Source organism: Thermococcus sibiricus MM 739 (genome assembly GCF_000022545.1).
In the GTDB taxonomy this organism is placed as follows: Archaea; Methanobacteriota_B; Thermococci; order Thermococcales; family Thermococcaceae; genus Thermococcus_A; species Thermococcus_A sibiricus.
The window spans coordinates 688619-713014 of sequence record NC_012883.1; the positions used below are offsets into that span (position 1 = coordinate 688619).

Below are 24396 nucleotides of genomic sequence, written 5' to 3' on the forward strand. Positions count from 1 at the left end.
ACAAGGTGCAATGATATTTTACTTTTCAGAAGGGACTTGAAGTATTAGATACTCTTTTAAACTTTGGTGTTGTTATTAGTAATATATGGTGATCAGCCAATGTTGGATGTTATAGGATTCCTGGTATATGTTGAGGCTTTCTTAACAACCCTACTTACAGCGATGTTTTCGGATGGCCCAGCGAGATTACTTGGATTTCTTGCGGCTTTTGGTTATTTGCTTTTGACTTTCTGGTCAATAGACCAAATAAGCTCGGATATAGTGCCAAAGAGAGATGCTGGGGGAGTTAGGGTTATGTTCTTTTTGAATATAATAGCATTTGTTTTTGGTGTGGTATCTTTTTACATGTATACTGAGAATGTTGTGGCACCTATAGTGCTCTTAGGACCAGGGTTTATCATTGGCTTCTGGAAATCTGTGAAATATGTCTGGGCTTTACGGACTTTCCATATTTTCGTTCTTGATATTTGTGGGGTTTATGATGTATGTTATTGTGCATGAGTTTTAGATATAAGGCTTATTATATGACAATTATGTATAGTGGTAAAATCAACACATTTAAAAACACGTGTGGTCCATTAATTTGGGGTTCAAATATGAGAGGAGAAGATACTATTAAATATCCTTCACTCCTGTCTCTTTCGAGGGAAATACTAATAGCAAAGCTCCAGCAGGCAGTTCTTGAGCGCAGTGATTTAAGGCCTTTTTTCAGGGAAAATCAGAAAAATGATAAATTGGAGTTTGTAATTCCCATTAATTGTCTCTCCATGCTGGAAAAATGTGTATTAGATGAACTTAATTATCCAAAAAAGTCTGTGAGGATTGAGAATAGGTTCGTTAAAGCGTTCGTAATAATCCCTGGGTATATTCAAAAAAGTGATCCCGGGTTAGCCGAAGATATGATTAAGGCCTATAATAAACTCCTGAAATAATAGTTTAATGAAGCTTAAACCGATAATAAAGGTGGTCTAATCTGATTAAAGCTTTGTAGATTTGATTCAATGAATATATCCGATTTTAAGAAAATATTTTGTCAAAATGTCCCCTCAGCTGTTCTTAATATTTTTTGATTTTGGATGAACTTGGGCTAGTTGAATATCCGAAATCCTCTTAATCTCCGCCGTAAGTTATATATCTCATCAAGAATATGGAATAACTGGCAACAAAGCATGGATATCCTTTCTAATTATTACCACCTAGGATTGTAATAGAAAAAATTGGTGCAGATGCCGGCTTATGCAACTACAACTCTTCAACTTTTGCAAGGATGGCTCTTATTGCGAAAACCTCTCAAAGGTCTTGATTGCCCATTTATACTACCTAATCTCGTAAAAAATGACAGTTTTATAATTTAGTATTATAGTAATTTTTACCATTATTATAACTTTTATAAATTAATATTTCTTTATTTTTAATAATGAGCAATTTCATTTAATATTAATATAAACGACATGAAATTTTAAATAACATAAATAGATTCTATCGTAATTAATTCAAGTAAAAGTTGAGAGATGGAATTGAGTACGTTGCACTATCCAATACTACTGGATAAAGTAAAAATATACAGAGAGTATTTATATCATGGCCACACTACATTCTTTTGGTGGAAGAAGCATGGAAAATGGTCAAACATTTGTATGCCCATTCTGTGGATACAAGGCAAAAAGCCTTGAAGAACTAAAACAGCACATACTGGAGAAACATACGTTAAATAGGGAAGATATAAAAGGTATAAGACATGGCCAAAAAGATTAATAAGCTTGTTTCGATTCTTATTTGGGGGTGAGGCCAATGAAGTTTAAGATTACTGAGAGAAAAATAGGGTGGCATAAAGAATTTGACAGCTCTCATTTTTTGGTCTTGCCATATGAGAGCAAATGTCTTAGGATTCACGGGCATACTTACAAGGTTGATGTTGAGGTTTGGGGAAAGCTAAACGAGAATGGAATGATTTTTGACTTTAATCACTTAAGCAACCTCATAAAGCTTCTTGATCACAAGATGCTAGTTAGTGAGGATTGGGTGAGTGTTAAAGGAGACGGGAGCGTGGTTGTTGAAAAGAATGGCAAGCATTTAGAGTTCCCTAGGGATGAGGTTGTCATTCTTAACAAACCCAATGTAACCGCTGAACTAATAGCCGAGTGGTTTGCAGAGAGAATAGCTGAAAAAGCCGGGCAAAATATTAAGAAAATCAGAGTAAAAATATGGGAAGATCCAAGGAGTTATGCAGAGATTACTTTAGAACGCTAAATCATTGTATTTTTGTAATGACCTAAAAGGTTAAATTATCCCCCGCTCATATTTAGTTTTAGGTGGTTAATATGAGGTTTTCCAAAGGTAGGACATTCCTCTTTAGAATACCCGAGGGAAAAGAATTCCTAAACTCTGTGACAGAGTTTGCTAAAAAGCACAATATCCTGATTGGCACCATTAGTGCGATAGGCACACTCAGAAATCCGAAGATAGGATATTTTGAAGAAGAGACGAAGCAATACAAAGTTATTGAACTTGAAGGGACTTATGAACTTATTTCTGCTATAGGCAACTTAAGTCTCAAAGACAACGAACCATTTGCCCATATCCACGTGAGCTTGGGTGATGAAGAAGGCAAAATGTTTGGAGGCCACTTGGTGGAAGGTGAAGTTTTCGTTGCAGAAGTGGTTGTTCAAGAACTATTAGGCGAATTGTTGGAGAGGAAACTCCAGGAAAATGGATTAGCATTGTGGGATGTGGAGGAGTTTTAGCTTGTATATCAATGTTTCTGTTCTTAGTCCCATTATCAGGATATTTGTTCAAGATTATTTAGAAAACTATTTAGGTGGTGTTGGCTACTTGAAACAGGGGTGTGAAATATGAAGGCGATTATTGGTATTGTTGCATCATTTAACTGGGAAACTGGTGCTCTCACAATAAACGATACTTACGTCAGGAGAGTCAAAGAGGTCGGGGGGATTCCTGTTGCAATCCCACCACTTTTAGAGATAGTAGATGTTTTGGAAGCTATAGATGGTATTATCCTCCCTGAAGGGCCAGATATTCACCCAAAGCACTATGGAGACACACTATCTGAAAAAATAGAGTGCCTTGATGTTGAAAGGGATGAATTTGAGCTGGCATTAGTCAAGGCTGCTTTAGAGAAAGACCTCCCAATATTGGGAATTGGGAGGGGAGCCCAAGCAATAAACGTGGCCCTTGGTGGGAGTCTTTATCAAGATGTTAACGAGATTCCAAAATCCATACAGCATAACTGGATTAGAAACGGAAAGTTTCTGGTCCATCCGTCAACAAGGGTTCATGAGGTGAGAATAAAGCAAGATTCTATGCTTTTTGAAATTCTCAAGGAGAATTTGAATTTAGAGGCTAATGGGGAGGCATTTATAGATGTGAATAGTTTTCATCATCAAGCGATTAAAAAATTGGGCAACGATATAAAACCTGTTGCTTATGCTGAGGATGGCATCATAGAGGCAGTGGAAGTTGAAGGGCGATTTGCCATTGGGGTTCAGTGGTGGGCAGAATATTTGGATGAAATGGAGCCACTTTTTAAGGCTCTTGTAGATAAAGCCTCTGAGTATAAAAAGAAAAAGTCCGGCTTGGATGATCCGGCAGAAGAGATTACAAAGAGCTTTCAAATCCATGAACTGTGAGTTCCTTTATACTGGGACCAGATGGGAGCCATCACAGCTTGGATATGAATAATAACCCTCTCTACAGGAACCAAAGGTTATTCCTCTCCCCTCGATTTTTTTACGTGCTTCTTCCAGGATTCTAAATCTCAAGCTTTTTAGTAAGTAATGGTAACCTCCAATTTTCTCTCCTCTTTTGTACAGTGGCTCAAGCTTCTTCATTAGTTCGGGGAATTTTAGTTCCATTCTTCTCCATGAATCTGGCCTCAGTTTTAATGTTGATACTGTTATGTGAGATACAAAACTCAGCTCTTCAAGCGTTTCATCAAACTCTTTCCAGGTGTAGAATGGGATTATTGGATCAATTCTGGCATACACAGGGATTCCCTCTTTCTTTGCTTTTTTCAGAGCTTTAATTCTCTCTTGTGGAGAGGGTGCATTAGGCTCTAGAAGACCTGCTTTTTCTTCATCTATGGTTGTAACTGTGATTCCAATGGCACATTTTAAATTCTTTAAAAGATCCAAATCTTGTTCAAATAGGTTGGATTTTGTTAGAATAAGACATCTGACATTGTATCTCTTAAAAAGTTCAAGCACTTTTCTGGTTATTCTCAAATCTTTGTCTATTGTGGGGTAAGGGTCGGAAGAATAGGAGAGGGCTATTATGAAGTTTTTATTGAATCTTTGGAGTTCTCTTTCTAAGTTTGGGAGAAGGTTCTCTTTTATTCGGATTTTAAAGGCTTTGGGAATGTAGGAGGTTATGTAACAGTAAACACACGCATGATCACATCCTGTATAGACGTTAAGGGTATACTTAAACGGGCATGTGCAGAGTTTGGATCTCCATGGATCAAAGGGTCTTAAGTACATACACCTTAGGTTCACAAAATACATTTAAAAATTTCCTGCCATTGTAAGATGGTGGTTTTATGAAGGGGACAGTTAAATGGATGGGCAATGAGAAATTTGAAGCGCTTACTGAAGAGGGTGGAAAAATAATCTTCGGTGAAAATGGCATATCACCAATGAAAACTCTACTCCTAAGCGTTGCGGGGTGCACATCCATAGATGTAGTCATGATACTGCAAAAAATGCGTGAGCCCATAGAGGGCCTGGATGTTGAAATAAGTGGTGAAAGGAGAGACGAGCATCCCAGAATTTATACAAAGATCCACTTACATTACAGGATATATGGAGATGTAAATGAAGAAAAGGTTAAAAGAGCTATAGAGCTTAGTCAAGAGAAATATTGTTCGGTAGGGGCTCATTTGAAGCTTAGCGGGGCTGAAGTAACTTATTCCTATGAAATTATTAGGGAAAAAGTTTAAGTCTCCCTTATCTATATTATATAGGTGATTTCGATGAGGGGAGAACTTATTAGGATTCTAGGTTCTGTTGAAGAAAAAGCTAATGAACTTAAGTTGGATGGCTTTGAGCCCGATGTTGTCTTGTTTGGGAAGGAGGCTTATGAGTTTTTGAAGAATCAGGTTAATCAAGAGTTTGGAGGAGAAGATTCTGTTTCCGAGATTTCTGGGCTTAGCATAAGAGTAGTGGATGAGTTTGGCAAAGATGCTGTTGTTGTCGACTCAAAAGTCTTGGGTCTTGGCCTTGGAGGGGCCAAAAGGCTTAAAGTGATCAAAGATTGAATTTATAGCCATCCAAGATAAGCAAACTCAGGGAGATTGCCATTATATCAGCCAAACTTCCTGGGTTTCTTGAGTCTTTCTTTTCTCTCAGGATTTTATCGAATTCCTTAAGATCAAGTTTTTCTGTTAATACTTCTTTTGCTTTCTTTTTGACAAGCTCTGCTTCCTCAAGGCCCGCTTTTCTTATAATTAAAGTGTCCAAATGGTTCGCTAAGACCTCAAGGAACATTTTTAAAGTGGCCTGTTCAAGAGGAAGGGAAGAGGTTAACTCTTTAAGTCTATGAAAAGTAGAGTAGCTCAATTTGTAACCGTTCAACCATTCCTTGAATATGAGTTCTCTCCCGCTTGAAATCTCAGCAAGCTTTTTTAGGTTTATGTTATCTCTTACAAGCTCATCAAAAGAAGAATCATCGTAAACGTCGTACGTTACTCCCTTCTTAACCCCTTTTGGATTTGCAATTCTTATGGCTTTGTAGAAGTCTATACTGTCATACGGGCTGGATGCCGAGATGAGAAGCTTAACTTTTTCTCGGGCCAGTTCGATATTATTCGCCCATCCAAATGCCACAGTGAGGGGAATTGCGAGGGTTATTATCCCAAAGTTGGGGTTTGAATTTTGGACTTTTTTGGAGTTTCCAACAGCTTTTTTTATAAGTTCTCCGAGTTTTGCCTCTTCTGGCTGAAGTTTTTCCTCTCTTATGAGCTCACCTCTATGAGTGGCTTCAAAGAGGACATCAATCACAGAAGTGTTGGCAAAGAGAAAATGGTAGAGGGTAAGATCCTCAAAGTCTCTATATCTGTTTACGTTGCCGGGCTTGGGTATTGCGACTTCAAGCAGAGATCCAAGGGTAAAGGCCTTTACGATCTCCCACTTGTCCATGTCCATCATTCCACGACTATTTTTCCGATGAAGCTTTTGACTGTTAGTTTTAATGTTTTCTCCCCAGTTTCAAACTCCTCATCAATGGTAACCGAAGTTAAAGAGCCTTCAATTTGAGGTGTTACCTTAACGTTTTCTGGGATGTGGATGTCAATATCTCCGCTTCCCCTATATATCTCAATTTGAGAGCAGTATCCGTCGATCTCTGTCTCGGGACAGTTTTCAAGGGTCACTTCCATGTCTCCTACAAAGTCTGTGACGATGAAAGAGCTGAATACCCCAGAGGCACTGATGTCCCCCACCACATTGTCTAAGGTAACTGATGCAACCTCTCCCAATTTGAGGTCAACGTCACTCGCACTGTTTCTTAAGGTTAAAGAAACAAGTTTAACCTCGTTTCCAACTTGTATTAGGAGTTTTCCGTTTTCGTATTTTTCACACTCGGAACATGAAAGCTTTAAAGTTTCGCCATCACTTACTTCCACTGGCAGATTGCTAAGGACGTTTATAGTATTTCCTGGTACTCGTTCTATGGTCACTTTTGCGGCAATATTTTCTATTGCTATCTCGGAAGCGCTGAAGTCACCGATTTCCTTTACCTCTCCAGCATCTCTGAAGGAAAACCTCCATGAAGAATATGAGCTCGGAGTTACAAGAAACAGCACTAAGTACAGGATGAAGATTACTGCTAGAGCAGTTCTTGCGGTTTTGTCTTTGATCAGCACGTATAGGCCTGCGATAATGAGGATTACTCCCCAGAAAGCTCTTCTAACGTAAGGTGCATAGGGGAGGAGGTAATCATATAGCTCTGGTCTAAGGCTTTTTAAAATGATCAGCAGCCCCAAAAATGTTAAAAAGAGACCGAGGAGTCTTTTCATTTTTCATCCCCTCGCCACTAAGTATAAGCCGAGCACAAGTATAAGGACGGCCACAATTTCCCTAAGCCCGAGGAATGGAAGTTTAATGAGGTCTTTTAAAAGCAACAGAGCTCCTAAAAGAACAAGGGCGATTCCAAAAAGCTTCGTGTCATCTTTCTTCTCAACTACCGGGGCTTTTTTGACAAGTTTCTCTACTTTTTCTCCGGCCTCTTCAGCTAACATTCCAACCTTTTCTGGAATCTTTTCTGCGGTTATCGTTTCTTCCTCTTCTTCTGGCATGACAATGGCCATCAAGAAATATGCTAGGATAAACACTGGTTCAACTAGACATAGCAGTATGAACAGGATCCTAATTATCGTGGGATCAATTTTCAGATATTCTGCAATTCCTCCCAGTACTCCTAAGAACACTTTATTCTTTTTACTCCTCTTGAGTCTCGTCTCCACTTGTTTCACCCCTTTCTTCAGGCTCTTCCGGCATTACAAGGGCCAGCAGGAGGTATAACAGCACTGCAGTTCCTACACTTGCTATGAGGAGTATTATGAACAATATCCTTACGAGAGTTGCATCTACGTTAAAGTACTCTGCAAATCCTCCACAGACACCAAATATTATTTTGTTTTTTCTACTTCTATACAACTTTTTTTCCATCTAAATTCACCTCTCCTTTGAATTAGTATTCTTTGTTACACTTAATATACTTTGCGTGTTTCAATATTTACTCTGCGGTCATGATATATCTTAGTGCCGATCATTTTTGGCCAGAAAATAGTGTTTTGCTTGAGGTTAAATTTTACAGAAAAAGAAAAGGAGTTCATTCTTTGGTGTCAATTCTCAGTTCTTTTATTACTCCTCTTTGGTTATTGTGGGATCTTGTAACCTTAGGGACTAAAAACAAGTTTTATCTGGAAAATATGTACTAATTGAGACATAAAAAGGGTAAACATAATAAAAGTTCGCTTATAGAATAAAAAAGGGAGAAGAAGGCAATCGCGACTAAATTTCCTCAATCTCAAATCCGATAGTGTCTCTACCTAAGTTTTTTCTCGCTATCTCAATAGCTTTTTCAATCTTATTAACAGCTATTATTTTTTCTTCAGGGATTGTACTGTTTTTGTAATAAACTATTCTTGCAAGCATTTTTGTCACCTCATCAAATTCAGTATGAGCGTACATCTTGGAGGTTTGACATTTGTAAATTAAAAATATAAGCTTTTTTGTACAACTAAGTACACCAATGAACAGAAAATATTTAAGGATAAAATGTAGAGAAGCCATTATGAAGTGTCTTTTTATAAAACATGTACATCTAAACAACATATTGAAAAGGGCTCGTGAAGAAAATATAGAGATATGTGGATTTTTAGTTGGTAGGGATGAGGGAGAGAAGGTTTTCGTAGACTACATTGTTTTCGAGAAAAATATATTAAAATCTTCTCATGAATTTGAAATAGACCCTTTAGAAACTCTTAAAGTCCTTGAAAGCGCTGAAAAAAAGAATAAAGATATAGTGGGTATCTTTCATTCTCACGTTAATTTTCCGCCCTATCCTTCACAAAAAGATTTGAAGGGAATGAAAGCTTGGCGCAATGTTTGGTTAATAGTGAATAATTTGGGCCAATATGCAGCTTTTATCCTTAAAGATGGAGGAGTTGAAAGAATAGAAGTGAAATTAGAGTGAACTCACTCATTTTTTATAACAATTTCAATGATTTTTCCTTCTTTATAACTCTTCATAGCAGAAAGCATACCTTTGATAGTTTTTTCTACAAGTTCCTGAACCCAATCTTTCATTGGAAGCTCTTTTCCATCTATCTTTACCATTACTCGGGGCTTTGAGTTTAAGACAGAACAGTCTTTGACACTCTTCTCGCCATTTACAATTAACTTCGCCATTTTATAGCAGTCAAATCCACACATACGACAGTTGATATTCGGCAATATAAACCCTTTTTCTTCCACTAAATCGGCGATTTTTTCTGGAGTTTTTAGAGCATTGATAACGGGGAGACCATTTATCTTTTCTATACCTTTGTTTGCAATGATTCCACTTATCCCTATGGCCAAACCATCATTAAGTTCCTTGACTTCATCTTCAATTTTGGCGCAGATTATTTTGGGGATGTGTTTAGCATCTTTGAATCCTTCTAGAAGGAGGAAATCAACTTCTGGCATCATTGAAAGGAGGGAATTTAGGTCTCTTGCGTCAAAAAGGAGCGCATCGGTTTCTTGGGCCCTCACAACTACATAATCCGCTATTTTTTTGAATTTCCATGTATCGCTATCTTTTTTGTCAAAGTTGACGTGCATGCTTTTTGCTATTCCAACCTTGTAACCTCGCTTTTTCAATTCTTTAGCAACATTCTCAACCACTGCAGTTTTTCCACTCTTTTTGAATCCAACAAAGGCCATGGCCCTCATTTTAATCACTCCAAGAGCATTATCCAGTTGATATCGTCTATTTTAACTATCAAAGACTTTCCTTTATTTCCAACAACATCCATAACGTTCTTAAGAAGAATAATCTCTTCATCAAATTCCTCGAGGATTCCTGTAAAGGAATGATCTCCTCCAACTGCAAGGGCAACCTTTTTCCCCTTCCAATTTTCTAGTGTTTTTTCAAGTAATGGGGGACTTTCTTCACTCATCTTTTCACCTATACAAAAAGACTATAAATGGCTTTTAGCTTTTTCCATCTGGTGATTGCATGAGGTTGATCACAAAGAATGAAATGATAAAAGAAGCATTTTTGGACGAGCTTAAAAGAGAAAAAATAAAATTCTCAGTTAAAGAAAGACTTGGATATGAGGCATTTGTAGGTTACATGATTGAGGGCACATTGGAAGAGATTGGAAACACTATAAATTCAATTCAAAGTGATGAAAAAGAGGTTATTCATCAGGGTTTTTTGGGATTTAAGGAGCAGATTAATCACGCTCTTGAACATCTTAAAGATGGGGAAGACATAAACAGGCTACTCCAAGAAGGATATTGGATGGGCGATGTGCTTGATCAGCTATTTAGAAATGATGTCATTGTTGTTGAGGAGAATAAAGCAAAACTAAAAGAGGATATCGATATTAAAAAGTTAAGATTCCAGTTCCGTTTTCCGTATCAACTTGCAAAGGATTTGGAGAGTATTGAGAAGATAGCGAAGCAGTTTGCTTTTGTAGATTTGCTTCCAGAATATGAGATCGAAATTAAAGAACTTGAAATAGAAAAGATCAACAGGGCCTTGCACATAGCGGCAAAATATTTTGAAGAAGACATGGTTATGGGGGTTTATTTTGCCTTGATTTCCCGAGGAATAGTGGCTAATGAGTTGCTGAATGCTGTTGCTAGTGATAAAGTTCCAAAAGATGAGCTACTTAAAGCCTTTCTTAAAGCCATGCCAATGGAAATACCAACGGAAAAGGGCAAGATGATAATAAATGTAACACATGCAAAGGCCCTTGAAGAGATCTTTAGAATGCTAGAAAAAGAGGGTCGTATTGACATAAAAGGTGGGAAGATCAGGAGGTTGAGGTAAGGTCTTTTGAGGGTAGTAATATCAAGCCAAGCAGCATTAAAATTCCCCCAACCCTGCTGGTTAAGATAAGGGCGATTATCGCTGGTATCAGAAGTTTGTCTTTTGCTTTTTTGTACTCTCCATTTTCAATGAATTCAGTACATTCTTCGGTTCTTTTGTATATCCAGTAGCCAAGGATTGCGAATGGTATTGCGAACAAAATTCCTATCACTGTGAGCAGAAGGAGAACTGCTATAACGAATGGCTCTATGACACTTAAAATCCCTCCAACTTTTATGAGGGTTCTTGCCATTTCCACATCGGCCATTATGACCACCATATATAGTAAGAAAAAAACTTTAAAAGAGCTTCCAAATTTCGTCCGTTTCAGGTCTTTTTAGAGGGATTTCTTTTCCATCTTTTACAATGACTTTTACATTATTGTCCTCCAAGAACTCTCCCACTATTGCAACTTCGATTCCTTTCCTTCTTATTGCCTCCACAACCTTTTCAGCTTTTTCTGGTGGCGCTGCAATTAAAAGGGAGCCCGAGCTTATTAGGGCGAGTGGATCTAGCTGGAAGTGTTCGCACAACTTTCTGGTTTCTTCTGCTATAGGAATTTTCTCATAGTAAACTCTAAAGCCAACTCCGGCAGCGTCGGCCATTTCGTGGAAACCATTTGCAATCCCCCCCTCTGTGGGATCATGCATAGCGTGAACTCCGATCTTCGCTGCTATTAGAGCTTCCTTTACAACACTAATCTTTTGTAAGAACCTTTTGGCATTTTCAACAAGCTCTTTTCCAAAGACTTTCTTTAGTTCTTCTTCATTTTCGGTTGCTATTATTGAAGTCCCTTCAATTCCAGCCCCTTTTGTGAGTATTATTACATCCCCTGGCTTGGCCCCATTTGAAGTTACAAGCTGGTCTTTTTTGACTTCCCCAAGCATCGTGCCTATGACTATTGGCCTGTTTAGGCCTACTGTAACTTCAGTGTGACCCCCCACTATGGAGATACCTAACCTTTCAGCACTTTTATGCATATCTTCCATGATTTTTTCGAGGAGCTCTTCATCTGCATTTTCAGGAAGAAGTATTGTCACTAAGAACCATTTCGGTTTGGCCCCAAAAGTTGCAACGTCATTTGCATTCACATTCACAGCGTAAAATCCAATATGCTTCTCAGCCCCGGTAATGGGGTCACTTGTGGCGACCAGAACACTGTCTCCGAAGTCGATTGCTGCAGCATCAATTCCCACACCAGATTTCATGATAACTCTCTCGTCATTAACTCCCAAACGGTCAAAGACGATTTTTTCGAGAACTTCTGGAGGAACTTTTCCCGGAAGCATTTTTCATCCCCGACTTTTTTTAGAAGGAGAAAATATAAAGGTTGCTCAATAAGCTTCGATCACAGTTTTTAATCTCTTTTTCCACTTTTTCTTGAATTCGCTTCTTTTATTCATGGGTCGGAAAATTTTCTCAATTTTGGGAGGTTTCCACGAGGCTATGACGTCTCTTTGGGAATAAACAGCTTCCGAAAGCAAATAAGCACCGTAAGCTGAGGCATTTAAATACTTTGGCCTCATTATATCCTTGGATGATAAGTCAGCCACACTTTGGAGGAACTCATCGCTTTTCGAAAGGCCTCCATCGGCTATTATCCTTTCAATCTTTATCCTGGAGTTTGATTCCATGTGGTCAATTATTTCTGCACACCTCATGGCTATTCCCTCTATCATCCCTTTGACTAAGTCAGTTCTTTTTGTCCCTCTTGTAATATCAAAGAGTGTTCCCTTAACATTTGGCCTGATATGGGGGGTGCCAAGACCAGAAAGTGCAGGTATGAATATCACTTCATTTTCACTCTCTGCAAAGGCAGTTGATATCTCAGAATAGTCTTTTATAAGGCCCACATCTACAAGCCACTCCACTGCAGAGCCGGAAGTTATTACAGATCCTTCAAGAAGATATAAAGTGTGTTCTTTTGTGCCCAAAGCAACCATTGGATAGAGGCCAAGAGCTCCTGGGAGAGGCTTTTCACCAACATTGATGTCGATGAAGGTTCCAGTTCCATTTGTCATTTTTGTTGTCCCTTTTGAAACTCCAGCTGCGTAAATAGAGGCTTGTTGGTCTGCTATTACAGTTAGTAGGGGAACATTGTAGTCTTTGATCTCTCCAATTGGAGTATCATTTGGCACTACTTGGGGAAGAATTTTCTTTGGTATTTCGACTATTTTAGTAATATTATCACTCCACTTTAAATAGAAGGGGTCAAAGAGTCCGGTAGCACTTGCGTTGGTGTAATCTGTAACATGTTTTCCAGTTAGATTCCATGAAATCCATGAGTCAACTGTCCCAAAAATTGCAGAATCTTTCTCCATGGCCTTTTTAGCTTCTGGAACATTTTCCATAAGCCACCGAAGGTGCATTGATGAATGCGTTGTTCCAAATTGGACATAGGCTAGGGTAATTATATATGCACCCTTTCGTGTATCTCGGATGAACGGAAGACCTTTGGAGAGAATATTAAGTACTTTTCCAAGCGTATTCCCAAATCTAACCATGAATTTTGAGGAGAACTTCTCAATAATATCTTCTGTCCTAGTATCCTGCCATGTAATCATATTATATAATGGTTCTCCGGTCTCTTTATCCCATAAAACAGTACTGCTTCGTTGGTTTGTGAGTGCAACGCCTAGGGGTTTGCCAAGCTCTTCTTCGGCCTTATCCAGAAGTTTGTAAACAATCTCAATGACCTCCTTGGGGTCTTCTTCCACCCATCCGGGGTGGGGGTAGTAGGGTTTAGGGCGTTCTTCAAAACTTGCTACCAGCTCTCCTTGGGAAAATGCTAACGCCTTTATATTGGTTGTTCCCACATCCAAAACGAGGAAATAATCCATTTATACCCTCTCCATATCTCTTTCAGCAATCACATCTACTCCTGTGTTTCCAACATTTTTTAGAATCACCTGGCCCATTTTAACAGGGGCCTCAACTACAACCTCTTTTAGAGCATTGATAACATCTTTTATTCTCTCTTTGGGTACTGGTTCAGCAGTTCTAACAGGTAATCGTGGGTATTTGGCATTTAGAATCCTAACGGTGGATGTTACTATTCTTTTTGGATTTTTAATTTCTTCAATTCCATATTTTTCCCCTACTGGGCAGTCATTCCCTTCTACAACTATTTCGTCGTCTCTGACTGTTACCGTGAGCATACAGCCTTTTGGGCATCTTATGCAGAGTATCTCAACTTTCTCCGACATCCAAGACCACCTTTTTAGTTCCTTTCAATATTTCTCGTGGGATTTCTATTCTCTCAAGTGTGGAAGGTCTTATGTACCGGCGGAAATATCGTTTGAGCAAGGTGCCCTTTTCATCTCTAAGCTCTACATATACATTTTCTTTTTCTAAACCGGGCCGGAAGAACGCGACAATATTTCTTTCATCTTTCCATTCAATCACATGTGGAGTGAGAGTCCTTATGCTCTTTCCGGGGGTTAACTCTATTCTTTCTCCCTTTGGCTCTGCATTTAGGTATTTTTCCACTCCTTCAGCAGCCATGAATGCGCTCTCAACTGCATCATCAACATAATCGAATATCTGAACAAGATTTCCTACGGCGAAAGTTCCATCTACAGTGGTTTCAAAGAACTCATTAACAACTGGCCCTTTAGTTTTTGGATCTATTTCCGCCCCGATATTTTTGAGTTTTCTTGAGTATGGAATGAGGCCGACGGAGAGTACTATAGTGTCGCATGGATAAAATTCATCTGTCCCAGGGATTGGTTGCCATTTTTCGTCGACTTTTGCCAGTATTGCCCCTTCGACTCTTTCTTTTCCAACTATCTCTTTTACAATTGTGCGGGGGCGGTAAGGGATTTTAAAATCCAGCACACACTGTTGCACGTTTCTTGGCAACCCAGCAAAGCGTTCTTCTGGGAATACTATGAGAATGCTTTCTGCTCCCTCCAGATGGAGGTGTCTTGCCACGATCATTCCCACGTCTCCGCCACCAACAATGAGAATATTTTTCCCCGGAAGGATTCCATAGAGATTGACAAGTCTTTGAACCATTCCTGCGGTATAAACCCCTGCAGGCCTTGTCCCACCGATTTTTATTTCGAATTGGTGCCTTTCTCTGCATCCCAAGGCGTATACTATAGCCTTTGCCTTAATTTTCTTTACTCCTTCGGGGCTTATGGTGAGTATTTCCTTTTTGTTTTTGTCAATTCTCATGTCCTTTACATAGGTGTTTAGGTGTGTCTCTATGTTGCTTGAGTGTACTTTTTGTATGAAAAATGCTGAGAATTCCAGGCCTGATAGTGTCTTTTTGAAGATCTTGGTTCCAAATCCATCATGAATGCACTGATCTAAAATACCCCCGAGTTCCTCTTTTCTCTCTACAAGACCCACAGAATAACCTTTTTCTGCAAGCTTCGTAGCTGCTGCGAGCCCTGATGGTCCACCCCCAATAACAATAACATCATACTCATAGGTTTTCATTAGTCTTCACCTCTAACGGGCCCGTTGAAGAGTTTGCCTTTCTCCTTTAGAACTTCTCGTAGAGGTACATTGAGTTCTCTTGCGAGAATCTCTGCTATCTTGATGGTGCAGTAGCTCCCTTGGCACGTTCCCATTCCGGCCCTTGTCCTTCTTTTTATGGCATCCACTGTTTGAGCGCCTCGTTTAATGGCTTCAACAATTTCTGCCTCAGAGACCGTTTCACAGGTACAGATAATGTTTCCCCACTTTGAATTCTCTTTAATCATTTTGTTGAGTTCTTCTACCGGCAGTTCTTCTGTTCGTGGTATTGAGCTTCTTTTTGGGTTGAATTGTGGCTTTTCTTTTAATTTTAGTCCCATTTTTCTGAGCTGTTCTATAGCATACTTGGCTATTGCCGGTGCTGAGGCAAGTCCCGGTGATTGTATCCCTGCAACGTGGAGGAAGTTTTTCACCCATTTAGCGGGTCTTATTATGAAATCCTCTGTAAATGTTGGAGCCCTCACTCCTGCGAAATAGCGTATAAGCTGATCTTTTGGAAATTCTGGGATTATAGTGGAGTATTTCTCTAAAATGAATTCTATTTCTTCTCTTGTTACTGAAACATCCTCTTTGTCTGGAACTTCAACTGCAGTTGGGCCCCACATTATGTTTCCATGAACAGTTGGGTTTAATCCTCCTCCCTTGGTGGTTGGGTGTTGAGGGTAGAAAAGCTCGGAGATGCAGTGGTTAACTAAATGACCAGTATCTTTATGGAACATCAGTTCCACACCTTTTCTTGGATGTATTGTGTATTCCCTCGCTCCAGCAAGCTCTGCTATCTCATCTGCATAAATCCCAGCCGCATTAACCACATATTTGCATAAAAAAGTCCCTCTATCTGTTACAACACCCTTTATTGAATTGTCCTCTTTTAAGAATCCAACAACCTCTGTTTTCAAGTGGATTTCTACTCCATTCTCTTGAGCATTCTCCGCAAGTGCTATTGCGACTTCATAGGGATCTACAATACCTGTAGAGGGTACATACACAGCTGCCACTGCATCCTTGGTGACATAAGGTTCCATGTCAAATATTGTTTTTCCGCGGATGATTTTAATCCCTTTTACACCATTCCTCATCCCTTTAATCTTTACGAGCCATGGGAAGATGTATTTTAGAGTCAAGGTGTAGAGTGGCCCGGGTAGGTATTTCCTATATTTTTTAAGGGTTCTGGGGGTTATCAACCATAAACTCCCAACTCTCCTGAATTTGAAGCCCAACTCGTCGGCCCACTTATCATAAAGTGCATTTCCTTTAATGTTGAGTTTTCGTTTTAGGGTGTTCTTTGGAGGGGCCACTCCGGGATGTATCATGCCGTTGTTAGCCTTTGTAGCCCCAGTAGCAACATCGGGCGCTTTTTCTAAGAGTGCTATTTTCAAATCATAGCGGGAGAGTTCTCTCGCAATGCCAGCACCTATAATTCCTCCCCCAATTATGACGACATCATATTCTCCGAGGATTTTTTCCTTGTTTTCCTTGAATATTCTTCTTCTGTGTTCTTCTTTTGCTTTGGTTTTCTCCTCTGGGAAGTCTTTCCACTTTATTTTGTTTACCACTCCTTCAACCTCTTTGATTTTGCCAATTGAAAGCCCTATTTCTACCCATTCTTCATATTTTTCCACTTCTCCATATAGAAAGACTATTTGGTCTTTTATTTCAAACGACAAGTTATAGGGATATTTTTTCAATATTTTATTCACTTTGGATTCGAGTGAGACCAAATTCACCCCTCCAGAGCTTCGTATAGGAGTTCCACAATATCAAGGACTTTGCCATCGTTGGAGTTAAAGGCAAGCTTACAAGTGGGGCATGCTGTCACTATGAGTTCGGCCTCCTCTTGAAGCTCTTTGAGGCGTTCCCGTGCTATTTCATCCGCGAGCTCAGACCTTAGGCGAGATACGGTACTTCCACCGTAACCACAGCAAAAAGTCTCTTTTCTTTTCCTCCGAGGTGCCTTAATCTCAAGTCCTTCTATCTTTGAAAGAATCTCTTCGAGAATTTCAGGTTTATTGAGCCCTATGGCCAGCTTACATGGCTCATGGAAAGTTATGGTATCTTTGAGTTTCAGGTTTTTCAGTTCATTTAATTTTTCTTTGACAAACTCTGTGATGTGTAGAACCTTGGGCTTGATCTTTACCCCATATTCTGGGTAAATAACTCTGTAAGCGTATGCACAGGAAGGGCATGAGGTCACGACAACTTCCGCTCCTGAGGAGTTTATTATCTCCGCCTGCTCTCGTGCTAGTTTCTTAAAGAGTTCGATGTTTCCAATATTATAAGCAGGAATTCCACAACACTTCTCATTTATAATAAATGCGTCTTCTCCAAGGCTGTTGAGCACTTTTATAGCTTTCTTTTCGAGTTCAGGATACTTCTCCCTAATGGTACAGCCCCTTAAGTACAGGATGTTCCCACTTTTTGCTTCCTCTTGGGATTGAGGTTTTCCATAAACGTATCCATAACGTTCAAGGTTCTCAAGAACGTCTTTAAACTCGTTAAATACCACTCCTTTTTGAATGGCTTCCTCTTTTATGGGTCTTATTAAATCAGCCACAGAGAAGTTGAAGGGACACCATTCGCTGCATGCATTACATGAAAGGCACATATAAAGTGGTTCAAGGTTTTCTAAATTTAGCTCTAACTTGCCTTCTCTTATGAAGAACGCAGTTCTGGTTTTTCCCGTTGGAGACGTGGTCTCTTTTCCATCCACGATACTTATGGGACATGCATGGCGGCACATATTGGGACAAAGGGCACATTTTATGAGATCATCTGGCCCTTTAAACTTCCCGCTTATGAATCTAAAGATTAACGGTGCACTTCTCAGCAGCTCAATTCCTTTAATTTCATCTCTTAACCAGTCCCACTTTCCGGGCATTTTCAAACCCCCATATTTCCGGGATTCATGATTCTTTTTTCATCAAGGGCATCTTTTATTCTTCTGAGAACTTCAAAGGCATTTCCAAGCTCTTCTTGGAGCCATTCTCTCCTCTGTCTCCCGATTCCGTGGTGGTGACTTATTGCACCGCCCACATTTAGCGTGGCTCTCATTGTAGCATCCCAGACTTTGTTGTAATATTCCGTTGGATCTCCTTTTGGAACACCTGCAAAGGTGAAGTAGAAACACACTCCTTGGGGGTAGAAGTGAGACGCATGAGCTGAGGCAAAAAGAGTCCCTTTTACAGAGCGCATAGCTTTAGAGACCTCGTTATACAATTGTGTTGCTTTACTCCAGTTAATTGAGACTTCGATGGTATCGAAAACTACCCCCAATGGGGCGAACTCTGAGGCCTCTTTAACGTTAAACCTTGTCTTTAACCAGTGGTCAACAGGACCCTCTCCTATAGGTGTCCCTTTAAACTCTTCCCCTACTATCTTTTCTTCTGCTTCCACTGTTCTAGTGTCTCCTTCGAGTATCATAACTGTGGCTACTTTTCCGTATGCTTTCTCAAAGTTATAAAAGTGCCTTTTAGTTTCTATGGTGTCGTATATTCTCACAACCGCTGGCTTGGCACCTCTCCTTAGTATTCTTCTCACTGAGTCTAGGGCATCATTAAGGTTCTCAGAGGCAAATGACAGGTTTACCCTCTTTTCTGGGTAGGGCCATATTTTAAGCCAGGCCTTTGTCACTATTCCAAGTGTTCCCTCACTTCCAATGAAGATTCCCTTTAAGTCAGGCCCGGTGGCACTTCTTGGGTGGGGTTTTAGCTCAATGCTCTCTCCCCAGGGGAGAACAACATCAAGACCTAGGACCATGTCTTCTATTCCACCATATTTTGTGGAGAACTGGCCGGTGGCTTTGGTTGCTATCCAACCGCCTACAGTTGATGGGTAGAGGGACTGTGGAAAATGGCCCAGTGTGTAGCCTTTCTTATTTAGGTATTTTTCTAGATAGTATCCGTTAGTCCCAGCCTCTACTTCCACTAGAAGGTCCTCTTCGTGGAGCTTGATAGAGCGCATTCTTTTCAGATCTACGATTATTCCTCCCTTTTCTGGGATTGTCCCTCCTAAAACTCCGGAGCCCCCTCCATAGGCATAGATAGGAATGGAGGTTTCGTGTGCTATCTTTACTATTTCCTCAACTTCTTCCTTATTTTCAGGCCAAACTACAGCATCTGGCAGTGCTGGTAGTTTTCCTTTGAGCATCCAGTGAAGGGTTATTGGCCAGTAATCTCTGCTATAAGTGAGAAGATCGACTTTTTTGGTGGATAGTCGGTCTCCCACCACTTGGCTTAAATGTGCCAGAACTTTTGATGAGAGTTTGTGATCATATTTCATTACGATATCAAAATCGGTCAAAGTATCACCTCTAAGTAAAAGTTTATACTCTTGAAATTAAAAAACTTTTTAAGGATCTTAAAAGCAGTTAGGAGTAATAAAACCCATCAAGGTCTGATAAAAGTTTGATCTTCTTGATTACATGTTCCAGTGAATGAGATTTTCAAAAGAAAATATAAGGGGAGAATGGGTAGTTTTAAACGAGTTTCTTTTCTTTTAGCACCTTTTCCATTCTGTCCATGGCTTCTTCAAGCTTTTCGTAACCTGTGGCATAGCTTATCCTAACATAGCCCTCTCCAGCCTTTCCGAAGGCACTCCCTGGGACTAAAACTACTTTTGCTTCTTTTATCATTAACTCACTAAACTCTCTGCTCGTTAGTCCAGTGTCTTTAATTCTTGGGATTATGTAGAACGCTCCCTTAGGCTTAACAGTCGGCAGTCCCATTTCGTTTAGCCTCTTCCAGACGAGGTTTCTTCTCCTTTCGTATTCCCTGCGCATCTCTTCCACAGCTTTCCAGCTCCTTTCGTCTCTTAGGGCCTTTGCAGCTGCGTATTGGATGAAAGTCACTGGACAAGTTGAGTTGTACATCTGGAAGCGAACCATCTTCTCCACTACCCATTCTGGAGCTGTTAGGAATCCTAAACGCCATCCAGTCATTGCAAAGGTCTTGGAGAAGCCATTCATTGTTATTGTCCTCTCAAACATGCCATCTAAAGAAGCAATGCTGTAATTTTTAACACCATCATAGACAAAGTATTCATAAACTTCATCGCTTAATACCATTAAGTCATGCTCAACTGCAAAGCTTGCTATCTCTTCGAGATCTTTCTTGGCTAAAACAGCACCGGTGGGATTGTTTGGTGTATTTATAATTAGTGCTCTTGTCTTGGGGGTGACATGCTTTTCCAGTTCCTCTACAGTTAATCGGAATTCATTCTCCTCGTATGTGGGTACTTCGATAGGTTTTCCTCCAGCTAAAACAACTGCTGGGGCATAGCTAACAAACATTGGGGATGGTATGAGGACCTCTTCATTATCTTTTAGAAATGTTGCAAGTCCCATCAAGATTTGCTGGTTAGTGCCGACAGTTATCATTATCTGGGTTTTTGGATCTGCCTCAATTCCGTTGTCTCTTTTAAATTTTTCTGCAACTGCTTCTCTGAGTTCCAAAACTCCGATGTTTGGACTATAATGAGTCAATCCCTTGTCAAGTGCTTCTTTTGCATACTCTTTTATATGTTCCGGTGTGTCAAAGTCAGGCTCTCCAATCCCAAGTGAAATTATTCCCTCAATGCCTTGAGCAAGGTCAAAAAGCTTTCTTATCTCAGAAGGGTTCACCATATCGAGTCTATCACTTAGGGCCATCAGCATCACCAAGGGGAGTACTCCTTGATGTTTATAATTTTACCTACATAAAATAGTTTACAATAGTGGATAAAAAAGATCATTGGTAGACAATAAAGTTCTCTAGAACTAAGAGATCAAGCTTGGCGGTTTTGAAGGTTTTTAAAGCGTCTTCTGGTGAACAAACTATTGGTTCCCCATGCATGTTGAATGATGTGTTAAGGATTGCTCCAATACCTGTCTCTTTCTCAAACCGCTTTATTATGTTATAATATCGTGGATTGTCCTCTTTCAGGAGTGTTTGGGGCCTTGTCGTCCCGTCAACATGAACAACTGCTGGAGCATCTTTTATCATTTTTTCCGTTGCCGTGTAGCTCATTGTCATGAACTTGTTTGGATAGGGGTCTTTAAGATACTCTCCAATTCTCTCCTCAAGTATTGAAGGAGCAAAGGGTTGGAAGACATCTCTATTTAATGTTGCATTTAATTTTTTGACCACTCTCTTGTCTCTGGGATCCGCAATAATTGACCTGTTACCTAAGGCTCTTGGGCCGTATTCCATTGCCCCTTGGAAAATCCCAAGTATTTTATTCTCTATTAGGCTCTCAGTGACAAAGCCTTCTATGTCCTCACGGTACTCAAAGTTGAGGCTGCTTTCTTTTAAGATATCTTCAATTTCGCTCTCATCATAGGAAGGGCCTAAATAGACATGTTTCAATTTGAAAGGTCTCCATTTTCCATCAAGTCTCTCAAACTGGGCCTTTACAAAAGCTGCAGCACCAAAGGCCAACCCGGAATCATCCATAGCGGGAAAAACCCATAAATCTGGGAAATGTTTCCTCAAGACTGCATTTGCCTTTACGTTCTGGGCCACTCCTCCAGCATAGGCGAGTTTTAAGTTGTAACTTCTAAGTTTTAATCCAAGCTCATTGACAATCTTTTCCAGATGTGTTTGGGCACTTGCAGCTATTTCTATTGCTTTTTGTGTTATTTCTCCATCCAATTTTCCTTTTTTCATTTGCAGGGCGATATCTTTGGCTTTTGAAAGAGGATAGTTAAAAAACTCTGCAAGCTTTTTTGTGGCTTCAAGCCCAACAACTCTTAGATTGTTTTCAAAGCTTAAACCGTTCAACTCTATTATATTTGACAGATCATAAGTTGGCCTGCCATAGGCAGCTAAGCTCATGACCTTCCCTTCGTGTCTCATTGGCCTAAAACCTAAAAGTTCAGTAATTGAGGCGTAAAAATCTCCAAGAGAGTCTAGATAAGTACTCTGTGCTATCCTTATCATCTCTCCATCTCTTCCGAGGTAGATGGAGGAGCTCAACCCATCTCCAGTGGCATCGATACTGAGGGCTAGGGCTTCTTTCCATCCTGAGGTGTAATAGGCCGAAGAGGCATGAGCAAGGTGATGTTCCACAAAGAGAACTTTTTTCTTAAAGTCTTTGCCGAAAACTGATTCAAGGCCTTTTTCAAGTTTTAACAATCGAGAATGCTTTCTAAAAAGTCCTGCTACTGCTATTACGTCGACTTCTTCTGGATTAGCATTCCCTCTTTTAAGGACTTCCCTTATGCTGAGCTCTGGAAATCCTCGGTACTTCTTTATTCTATTTAACCTCTCTTCATTTACAGCATAGATTTCTTCTCCCTTGAAGAGCACTGCTCCAGAGTCGTGTCCATCATGCACTCCGAGTATAATCATATGTGAGGATTGAGTGGATGATTTTTAAACATAACTTTGAAATACAAAATGGGGATTGAAATGAAAGGAAAGATTGAGGAGTTTGTTAATAAGGGAACATATAGAAAAGCACCGTTGTTTGAAGGTGACCTCCCGGAGAGAAGCTATGCTCAAATAGTGGAGATAAAGCCTAGACAGAGAGTTCCTAAACATTATCATGAAAAACAGTATGAGCTTTTTTACATAATTTCTGGGGAGGCCAAGCTTGGGATCGGTGAAGTCGAATATGATGCAAGGCCTGGAGACATTTATCTTGTAAAACCACAAACAATTCACTGGGTTATTAATGAGGGAGAAAAGCCATTTAGACTTTTTGTTGTTAAGTTGAACTACTTTGGTGATGATAGTGTATGGTTAGGCGATTGAGATGGGAGGAGCACGAAGTGGTTTAAAATTCAACTAAGCGAAAAATTATTTAATCCCCCATCTTATCTCAAAGCATGAACATCTATGAAATGTTGGCTCTAATCACCACCGGGTTTGCTTTGAAGAGGATAATAAAATCAGACAAGCCATTTATTTATCTTAATAAGATTGCAGTGGAAGCCCTCTTGACGTTTTACATCTTTTCAAGTGTGGCAGCGAAGGATCTTGAATACCTTATCGAAATAAGACTGGTTTTTATTTATGTCTTCTTGATCATCGGGCTGAATCTTCTATCTTCATATACTTATGCACGGTTTTTTGTGAATGATGATAGATGGAAAGGAGCCTTGATTATTCTTTCTACGTATCCGAACACTGTGGCCATGGGCTTCCCAATAGCCAGCTTATTTTTAGACGATCTAACTCCCGTATTACTCTATGCTAGCATACACACACTAATAATCATTCCGCTGGCCACATTTTTGGCTGCTCATTACTCCAGTGGAAAAGCTTCATTAAAAGACAGTCTTTTAAAGGCATTAAAGTTCCCACCCACGAGTGCTAATCTTCTTGCCCTTGCTTTTGTATTTTTGGGCATTAAATTACCCAATGCTCTGTTAACAGTTATGAATCAGGTTGGATGGTGGTGTATCCCTCTAACCTTGATCTACTTTGGTTCTCGGATAAACCTTCAGAAATTTGAGATAAGGAAGCTTTTAGAAGTCGCTACATTTAGAACAGTCTTGCCATTTATCTTTGTTTTTCTAACTTTAAAAGCTCCGTCAGACATATTTTATGCAGTTCTTGTAGAAGCAACAATGCCTCCTGCAATAATAGGTAATGCGATTTTGGCCCATTATAGGCTTAGAGAAGAAGAAGGGATAGGAGTTACGATTGTCTTAACTTTGATGGTTTTAATAATCTTTTTAGTCTTTAGAGTTATTGTTTGACCATTTGAAATGCTTTCCATAATCTATTGTTTGTAGATTTTATGATTTTGAAAGTTTTCTCGTCGTCTTTATAGATTTTGATCACAGTGCTGGCTAGTTCTTCCAATAATGGAATCACATAGGGGATGTTATTCATTAGTACATCAGTGTTAATGAAATAAAAGGCAGTTCTTTTCCTACTTCCAGCATATCTAGCAATTGTATTTACTAGGGCTAGAATCTCCAGCTTGGATTCAGCTAGTAAAAACAGTTTGTCGAGTCCAACTATGGGGACTGTTGCGTGTTCTATTCGAGAGAGGATATGCTCATAGTTCATTTCAAATTCTTTTGTTAATGATAGTATATCACTAACCTGAAACCGTGTTATGACGTTCCCTACTTCTAACCTTCCCCCAGTTTTAAGCACTTTTATGTTGTCTAATATTTTGGAGTCTATACCTGCAAGTTCCATCTGACTCTTGTATGTGTAGAGAGTATCGAGAATGTCTTCAATAACCAAAAAGTAACCTCTTTTTTTACTCCAAGCTGTTAACTCAGCAAGCTCTTTGTATGGAAACATCAGGGAGTCATGTTCTAGAAGCACAGTCTCTCCAAACTTTAGTGAATCCCAAATAATATCTGTTTTCATATCT

Annotated in this window: 31 protein-coding genes; 12 read left to right on the forward strand and 19 right to left on the reverse strand. The window is 39.7% G+C overall.

Translation table 11 applies throughout. The features are described from left to right. Positions 1 to 99 precede the first annotated feature (99 nt). From TSIB_RS03675 to TSIB_RS03695, 6 genes are all read left to right on the forward strand, one after another. The gene (locus TSIB_RS03675) at positions 100 to 501 is read left to right on the forward strand and encodes a hypothetical protein (RefSeq protein ID WP_015849028.1); all 402 of its coding nucleotides are present in this window, start codon (positions 100 to 102) and stop codon (positions 499 to 501) included. A gap of 95 nt (positions 502 to 596) precedes the next feature. Then, a complete protein-coding gene (locus TSIB_RS03680) occupies positions 597 to 932 on the forward strand; it encodes a hypothetical protein (RefSeq protein ID WP_148206158.1) in 336 nt (111 codons plus the stop codon). Positions 933 to 1581: 649 nt separating this feature from the next. Continuing rightward, complete coding sequence (locus TSIB_RS10410; RefSeq protein ID WP_015849030.1) at positions 1582 to 1755, forward strand: hypothetical protein; 174 nt, start codon at positions 1582 to 1584, stop codon at positions 1753 to 1755. A gap of 36 nt (positions 1756 to 1791) precedes the next feature. Continuing rightward, entirely contained in the window at positions 1792 to 2250 is a 459-nt protein-coding gene (locus TSIB_RS03685; RefSeq protein ID WP_048160263.1) for a 6-carboxytetrahydropterin synthase, read from the forward strand. 71 nt (positions 2251 to 2321) lie between these two features. Further along, positions 2322 to 2744 carry a PPC domain-containing DNA-binding protein gene (locus TSIB_RS03690; RefSeq protein WP_015849032.1) on the forward strand — a complete coding sequence of 141 codons (423 nt, stop codon included), beginning with the start codon at positions 2322 to 2324 and terminating at the stop codon, positions 2742 to 2744. 108 nt (positions 2745 to 2852) lie between these two features. Beyond that, complete coding sequence (locus TSIB_RS03695) at positions 2853 to 3647, forward strand: gamma-glutamyl-gamma-aminobutyrate hydrolase family protein (RefSeq protein WP_015849033.1); 795 nt, start codon at positions 2853 to 2855, stop codon at positions 3645 to 3647. 6 nt (positions 3648 to 3653) lie between these two features. On the opposite strand, the gene TSIB_RS03700 is transcribed toward TSIB_RS03695, so the two are convergent. Beyond that, on the reverse strand, positions 3654 to 4496 hold the full coding sequence (locus TSIB_RS03700) for an SPL family radical SAM protein (protein WP_015849034.1): 843 nt from the start codon (positions 4494 to 4496) through the stop codon (positions 3654 to 3656). A 59-nt stretch (positions 4497 to 4555) separates the two neighbouring features. On the opposite strand from TSIB_RS03700, the gene TSIB_RS03705 reads away from it, so the two are divergent. Further along, positions 4556 to 4954 carry an OsmC family protein gene (locus TSIB_RS03705; RefSeq protein ID WP_015849035.1) on the forward strand — a complete coding sequence of 133 codons (399 nt, stop codon included), beginning with the start codon at positions 4556 to 4558 and terminating at the stop codon, positions 4952 to 4954. Positions 4955 to 4987: 33 nt separating this feature from the next. Then, entirely contained in the window at positions 4988 to 5272 is a 285-nt protein-coding gene (locus tag TSIB_RS03710; RefSeq protein ID WP_015849036.1) for a family 4A encapsulin nanocompartment shell protein, read from the forward strand. On the opposite strand, the gene TSIB_RS03715 is transcribed toward TSIB_RS03710, so the two are convergent. The 5 genes from TSIB_RS03715 to TSIB_RS10295 form a co-directional block, all read right to left on the reverse strand. Continuing rightward, positions 5262 to 6152, reverse strand: coding sequence for a triphosphoribosyl-dephospho-CoA synthase (locus TSIB_RS03715; RefSeq protein WP_048160819.1), 891 nt, complete (start codon positions 6150 to 6152; stop codon positions 5262 to 5264). The genes TSIB_RS03710 and TSIB_RS03715 overlap by 11 nt on opposite strands. A 5-nt stretch (positions 6153 to 6157) precedes the next feature. Further along, a complete protein-coding gene (locus tag TSIB_RS03720) occupies positions 6158 to 7030 on the reverse strand; it encodes a DUF4097 family beta strand repeat-containing protein (protein WP_015849038.1) in 873 nt (290 codons plus the stop codon). Positions 7031 to 7033: 3 nt separating this feature from the next. After that, positions 7034 to 7477, reverse strand: a complete 444-nt coding sequence (locus tag TSIB_RS03725) for a PspC domain-containing protein (protein WP_048160264.1) — start codon at positions 7475 to 7477, stop codon at positions 7034 to 7036. Next, on the reverse strand, positions 7452 to 7682 hold the full coding sequence (locus TSIB_RS03730) for a PspC domain-containing protein (RefSeq protein WP_015849040.1): 231 nt from the start codon (positions 7680 to 7682) through the stop codon (positions 7452 to 7454). Before TSIB_RS03730 ends, TSIB_RS03725 begins: the two co-directional genes overlap by 26 nt. Before the next feature lie 345 nt (positions 7683 to 8027). Next, positions 8028 to 8171 (reverse strand): hypothetical protein, encoded by a 144-nt coding sequence (locus tag TSIB_RS10295; protein WP_187146417.1) that lies wholly within the window; start codon positions 8169 to 8171, stop codon positions 8028 to 8030. Positions 8172 to 8310: 139 nt separating this feature from the next. Between TSIB_RS10295 and TSIB_RS03735 the strand changes: the two genes are divergently transcribed. Continuing rightward, on the forward strand, positions 8311 to 8712 hold the full coding sequence (locus TSIB_RS03735) for a M67 family metallopeptidase (protein WP_048160265.1): 402 nt from the start codon (positions 8311 to 8313) through the stop codon (positions 8710 to 8712). A 2-nt stretch (positions 8713 to 8714) separates the two neighbouring features. Here TSIB_RS03735 and mobB read toward each other — a convergent pair whose 3' ends face one another. Then, positions 8715 to 9452 (reverse strand): molybdopterin-guanine dinucleotide biosynthesis protein B, encoded by a 738-nt coding sequence (gene mobB, locus TSIB_RS03740; RefSeq protein WP_015849044.1) that lies wholly within the window; start codon positions 9450 to 9452, stop codon positions 8715 to 8717. Positions 9453 to 9457: 5 nt separating this feature from the next. Then, on the reverse strand, positions 9458 to 9679 hold the full coding sequence (locus tag TSIB_RS03745; protein ID WP_015849045.1) for an LSm family protein: 222 nt from the start codon (positions 9677 to 9679) through the stop codon (positions 9458 to 9460). Between the two features lie 59 nt (positions 9680 to 9738). On the opposite strand from TSIB_RS03745, the gene TSIB_RS03750 reads away from it, so the two are divergent. Beyond that, complete coding sequence (locus tag TSIB_RS03750) at positions 9739 to 10560, forward strand: hypothetical protein (protein ID WP_015849046.1); 822 nt, start codon at positions 9739 to 9741, stop codon at positions 10558 to 10560. Here the strand turns inward: TSIB_RS03750 and TSIB_RS03755 are convergent. From TSIB_RS03755 to TSIB_RS03800, 10 genes are all read right to left on the reverse strand, one after another. After that, positions 10544 to 10867: a hypothetical protein gene (locus TSIB_RS03755; protein ID WP_048160266.1), complete on the reverse strand. Its 324-nt coding sequence runs from the start codon at positions 10865 to 10867 to the stop codon at positions 10544 to 10546. The two genes, TSIB_RS03750 and TSIB_RS03755, sit on opposite strands and share 17 nt — an antisense overlap. A 31-nt stretch (positions 10868 to 10898) precedes the next feature. Then, positions 10899 to 11888 (reverse strand): AIR synthase family protein, encoded by a 990-nt coding sequence (locus tag TSIB_RS03760; protein ID WP_015849048.1) that lies wholly within the window; start codon positions 11886 to 11888, stop codon positions 10899 to 10901. Positions 11889 to 11933: 45 nt separating this feature from the next. Then, on the reverse strand, positions 11934 to 13439 hold the full coding sequence (locus TSIB_RS03765) for a glycerol kinase 5 (protein WP_015849049.1): 1506 nt from the start codon (positions 13437 to 13439) through the stop codon (positions 11934 to 11936). Further along, positions 13440 to 13805 carry a DUF1667 domain-containing protein gene (locus TSIB_RS03770; protein WP_015849050.1) on the reverse strand — a complete coding sequence of 122 codons (366 nt, stop codon included), beginning with the start codon at positions 13803 to 13805 and terminating at the stop codon, positions 13440 to 13442. Continuing rightward, entirely contained in the window at positions 13789 to 15045 is a 1257-nt protein-coding gene (locus TSIB_RS03775) for an NAD(P)/FAD-dependent oxidoreductase (protein WP_015849051.1), read from the reverse strand. The genes TSIB_RS03770 and TSIB_RS03775 overlap by 17 nt, the downstream gene beginning before the upstream one ends. After that, on the reverse strand, positions 15045 to 16751 hold the full coding sequence (locus TSIB_RS03780; RefSeq protein WP_228359828.1) for an NAD(P)/FAD-dependent oxidoreductase: 1707 nt from the start codon (positions 16749 to 16751) through the stop codon (positions 15045 to 15047). Before TSIB_RS03780 ends, TSIB_RS03775 begins: the two co-directional genes overlap by 1 nt. Before the next feature lie 56 nt (positions 16752 to 16807). Next, a complete protein-coding gene (locus tag TSIB_RS03785) occupies positions 16808 to 17962 on the reverse strand; it encodes a (Fe-S)-binding protein (protein WP_015849053.1) in 1155 nt (384 codons plus the stop codon). 2 nt (positions 17963 to 17964) lie between these two features. Next, positions 17965 to 19383: an FAD-binding oxidoreductase gene (locus TSIB_RS03790; protein WP_228359829.1), complete on the reverse strand. Its 1419-nt coding sequence runs from the start codon at positions 19381 to 19383 to the stop codon at positions 17965 to 17967. Between the two features lie 175 nt (positions 19384 to 19558). Then, entirely contained in the window at positions 19559 to 20728 is a 1170-nt protein-coding gene (locus tag TSIB_RS03795; RefSeq protein ID WP_048160267.1) for a pyridoxal phosphate-dependent aminotransferase, read from the reverse strand. A gap of 79 nt (positions 20729 to 20807) precedes the next feature. After that, positions 20808 to 22409, reverse strand: a complete 1602-nt coding sequence (locus tag TSIB_RS03800; protein WP_015849056.1) for a carbamoyltransferase family protein — start codon at positions 22407 to 22409, stop codon at positions 20808 to 20810. Between the two features lie 60 nt (positions 22410 to 22469). On the opposite strand from TSIB_RS03800, the gene TSIB_RS03805 reads away from it, so the two are divergent. Both TSIB_RS03805 and TSIB_RS03810 read left to right on the forward strand, forming a co-directional pair. Continuing rightward, on the forward strand, positions 22470 to 22814 hold the full coding sequence (locus TSIB_RS03805) for a cupin domain-containing protein (RefSeq protein WP_048160268.1): 345 nt from the start codon (positions 22470 to 22472) through the stop codon (positions 22812 to 22814). A 74-nt stretch (positions 22815 to 22888) separates the two neighbouring features. After that, on the forward strand, positions 22889 to 23764 hold the full coding sequence (locus TSIB_RS03810; RefSeq protein WP_015849058.1) for an AEC family transporter: 876 nt from the start codon (positions 22889 to 22891) through the stop codon (positions 23762 to 23764). Here the strand turns inward: TSIB_RS03810 and TSIB_RS03815 are convergent. Further along, positions 23754 to 24392 (reverse strand): DUF257 family protein, encoded by a 639-nt coding sequence (locus TSIB_RS03815; RefSeq protein WP_015849059.1) that lies wholly within the window; start codon positions 24390 to 24392, stop codon positions 23754 to 23756. The two genes, TSIB_RS03810 and TSIB_RS03815, sit on opposite strands and share 11 nt — an antisense overlap. Between the last annotated feature and the right edge of the window lie 4 nt (positions 24393 to 24396).